The sequence below is a fragment of the Candidatus Brocadia sapporoensis genome (assembly GCF_001753675.2).
Lineage (GTDB): Bacteria > Planctomycetota > Brocadiia > Brocadiales > Brocadiaceae > Brocadia > Brocadia sapporoensis.
Genome location: NZ_MJUW02000025.1, coordinates 1 through 3,556 on the forward strand (window position 1 = coordinate 1; position 3,556 = coordinate 3,556).

Sequence of the window (3,556 nt, forward strand, 5' to 3'; positions counted from 1 at the left end):
CAAACAAGTTTGTCCGTGCCACCCTGACCCTTTTGATACTTCATTCTCTTTTTTTGCTACTTTCTTCCCTCTTTGCGTTCTGTGTGTCTTAGCGCTGAATTATTCTACATCTCTTTCAATATCTCATATTTTCCCAACCCAAACGACGTCCCCTTTCCCACATGCACATATTCACCCAGCCTTAAAAAAGGCAGGAATTCCGCCACTTTGCCTTCATATGAAACCGTACCTGTGACACCGCCCAGCGACATCCACTCCTCCTGCCGTGTGGAATACCGTTTCCAGTCAAACCACGTGATGTCTGTTGCCGTTTGCCTTATCTCCTTCGCCTTTTCAATAAGTCCTTTAAAATCCATCTCCAATTTTTCGTTGCAATGAAAATAGGATAAAGAGGAGATGCGGCGTAAGAGGTTTCTGATGAGGATGTGGAATTCGATCTTATCGGTTATGTGACCATCAAAACGCAGCCGGAGCGGGGTTAAGATCGAAATGGTTATTTTGCTGTTGTGGTTATTTTCCCGCGAAGCGCCTTCTACATCCCCCTTCGTCCTCTCCGGATTCGTCGTGAACTCTGCCGAGTGATAGGGGGGATTCGACCAATTCCCCGCTTGATGAAAGGGATTCGACTGATTTTCACCCCGACAGATGGGATGGGATTGCTGTTTTTCCTGGAAAGTCGTGCTAAGTTGATCTTCTCCCCGACTGCCGGGATTTGTTACTTCGCAGAACGCTTCCGGTAAACGTGCATTCATTTGTTGCGGCTGTATTATCGGGTAGTGGCTGGCAAGTTTCTGGTCTTTGTTACTGTAAACCGGCACAATCTCGTCATCAAACCCAATGCCTTCCACCTGCAACACGTCATACTTTCCCCTGCCCTGTCCGATCCCCTGTTTTCCCAGCTCCGTAAAGGTATAGATGAAATAGGGCAGGTAATCAATGGCTTGTCCGATGAGGATCAGGTGAAAGGTAAATATTTCGTCTGGAGCAAATGACTGTTTTTGAGTAACCGGCGGCTCAATGACAAAGGGATGAGGCACTTTTGGATAGAGCCGGAGTATTTCGGCATCTTCCGGCGGCGGGGTCTCGAAGATGTAGGAGTAGATGCATTTCTGTTTCAGGAGGCAGTCATCACATGTCTTGCCTTTTATTACACAGACGACCCGTTTGAAGGCATACCCAAAGCCGCCTCGAAAGGCAGAGCCTTTATAGGCAGGGAAGCGTATCTGCCCTCTGGCACAGACGGTAAACCTGAATTTTGCCAATCGGAGTGTTTTAAGCATGGAAACGAAAACTTCCAAAGATGAGTTTAGCGTCTTTTTCAGGAAAACATGAACACAACGAACCTTGTCAGGGTTTTAAACCATGACAAGGCCGATTCACTTTTTTGTGCCAGGATTCGTCTCTCCCGACTCATTCGGGTTGAGGTTATCGGCCATGGAACAGATATACCGAAAGAGCCGTTGTTTCACACATTATTACGATTTTCGATGAAGAAAATCAACGATAAAATAGCAAAAGAACCAAAGGAAACGCTTCCCTTGCTGCCTTGTGACACGCCCCCCGGCCACTCTTTTTAGAGGGGAGGGCAAGAGTCTCCTCTGGAAAGAGGGGATTCAGAGGTGTGTTTGATACGAGCAAACGCATTGTCTTTTATAAAGGGCGACAACCTGAATGTTGCCGGGATTTTTCGAAAAACTGAATTGTTAAAAAAAACGAAACTATTTCCCTTGCCACGATGTTTAAAATATTTGTTTATCTCCGGATAAATTCCCTTGCATGCCTTGAGATTATTGATAAAATCGAAATTCATTCAGACACCAAAAACCTTTAAAAGAGGAGTAAAACACTCTCCTATGTTACGCGGAATTATCTTTGACATGGATGGCACGCTTACGAAGCCGAATGTAGACTTTGCCGCCCTTGAACGCGAAATTGGCGCCAAGGTGGGATTCATTATCGATTATGCGGAAAGGTCCAGCCCTGAGGAGCGGAAACGGGCGCTGGACATCCTTGAACGTTACGAGGCACAGGCAGCAATGGAGTCGGAACTCAATGAAGGTGTTGTGGAAATGCTGGAATATGTCTCCAAAAAGCGGTTAAAAAAAGCCCTCTTGACACGCAACTCCCGCAAATCTGTAGACACCGTGCTTCATAAACATAGTTTACATTTCGAATTTATTGTAAGCCGGGAAGATACGAAACCCAAGCCTGCGCCCGACCCCATTTTTTTACTGAGCAAAAAAATGGATATTCACACGGATCACTTGCTTATGGTGGGTGACTACAAGTATGATATTATGTGCGGCAAGGCGGCAGGAACCAAGACGGTCTTGCTCCGGTACAAGGAGTATATAGAGACGGAGGTTGTTCCGGATTTCGAAATTAATAGCATCCGGGAAATTATCGATGTTATCTCACATTTTGAAAGGGGAGTACAAGTTTGAATGGAGGAATCCGTGTATAGAAACAAGCTTATTTTATCTATTGTCCTAATTTCGTGTATCGCCTTTTCTCAGAGAAATAGTTTGTCAGATGTCGTTCCTGCAGGGAAAAGCCTCGACGAGATCCTTACCGCGGTAGAAAGGGCAAACAATGCATTTAAAACGTTAAAGGCCGATATAACGTTTACCCGCACCATCACCCTGCTTGAATCCTCAGAGGTTTCTCAGGGCGAGATGAGTTATAAAAAACCCAAGAGATTGTATCTGAAATTCCCTCCGCCCCGCAATGAGATAAACGTTGTGGATGGGAAATATGTATGGGTGTATCACCCGGCAGAAAAACAAGCGGAAAAATATGACATGGACAGAGGGAAACAGTCTTCTCAGGGTTTAAGTTTTTTTGAATTTGGTTACGGTGAATCGATCCCTGCGGTAAGAAGAGATTATACCATCTCCCTGCTCGAGACAAAAGATGAGGGCGAGAAGCGGTTTTATATTCTGGATCTCCTGCCAAAAAATAAAAAGTCCCAATATTCTGATATCCGGTTGAGGGTAGAAGAAGGGTTCTGGCTGCCGGACAGGATTGACCTTTACGAAAGTGATGGCGAGGTGATTAATAGCATTGAACTGAAAAATATCAAGCTAAACAAAGGCATGTCCGATAAGTTGTTCATATTTGATGTACCACGGGGGGTAGAGGTCATCGAACCCATGAAATAAGGTTTATCCGCAGTTAAAGCAACGGGCTGGATGCTTTTACTACATTCTATGGTGTACCGTATAAAAATTTTCGCAACCGTTTAGCTTTTTGAAAGGAATTTCCCATGCATTTCATAGTACGGCAAGAGATGCAACCTTTGCTGTTTTGTGACATGCCTCGCTCTCTCTTTTTTTAGAGGAGGGAGGGCAAGAGTCCCCTCTGGAAAGAAGGAATTTAGGGATGTATTTGATACGGGCAAACGCCTTCTCTGTTATAAAGGGCGGTGACCTGAATGTGGCTGGGATTTTTCAAAAAACGGAATTGTTACAATTTTTTTTGCAAGTTTTTGTAACTATTCAGTGTACTTTCGCTCACAAACCCTATGAGTGAACAAAATATTGATTCTGTAATCCCG

The 3,556-nt window shown here is 44.7% G+C and carries 4 protein-coding genes; 3 read left to right on the forward strand and 1 reads right to left on the reverse strand.

What is annotated here, in order from left to right; genetic code table 11:
- Window positions 1-104 precede the first annotated feature (104 nt).
- Window positions 105-1,280: a CRISPR system precrRNA processing endoribonuclease RAMP protein Cas6 gene (gene cas6, locus BIY37_RS13045; protein ID WP_070066188.1), complete on the reverse strand. Its 1,176-nt coding sequence runs from the start codon at window positions 1,278-1,280 to the stop codon at window positions 105-107.
- A 48-nt stretch (window positions 1,281-1,328) separates the two neighbouring features.
- Between cas6 and BIY37_RS02065 the strand changes: the two genes are divergently transcribed.
- The 3 genes from BIY37_RS02065 (at window position 1,329) to BIY37_RS02080 (ending at window position 3,161) form a co-directional block, all read left to right on the forward strand.
- On the forward strand, window positions 1,329-1,577 hold the full coding sequence (locus BIY37_RS02065) for a hypothetical protein (RefSeq protein ID WP_070066189.1): 249 nt from the start codon (window positions 1,329-1,331) through the stop codon (window positions 1,575-1,577).
- A 276-nt stretch (window positions 1,578-1,853) separates the two neighbouring features.
- Entirely contained in the window at window positions 1,854-2,444 is a 591-nt protein-coding gene (locus BIY37_RS02075) for an HAD family hydrolase (protein ID WP_070066191.1), read from the forward strand.
- A 12-nt stretch (window positions 2,445-2,456) separates the two neighbouring features.
- Window positions 2,457-3,161 carry a LolA family protein gene (locus BIY37_RS02080; RefSeq protein ID WP_179129222.1) on the forward strand — a complete coding sequence of 235 codons (705 nt, stop codon included), beginning with the start codon at window positions 2,457-2,459 and terminating at the stop codon, window positions 3,159-3,161.
- The last annotated feature ends 395 nt before the right edge of the window (window positions 3,162-3,556 follow it).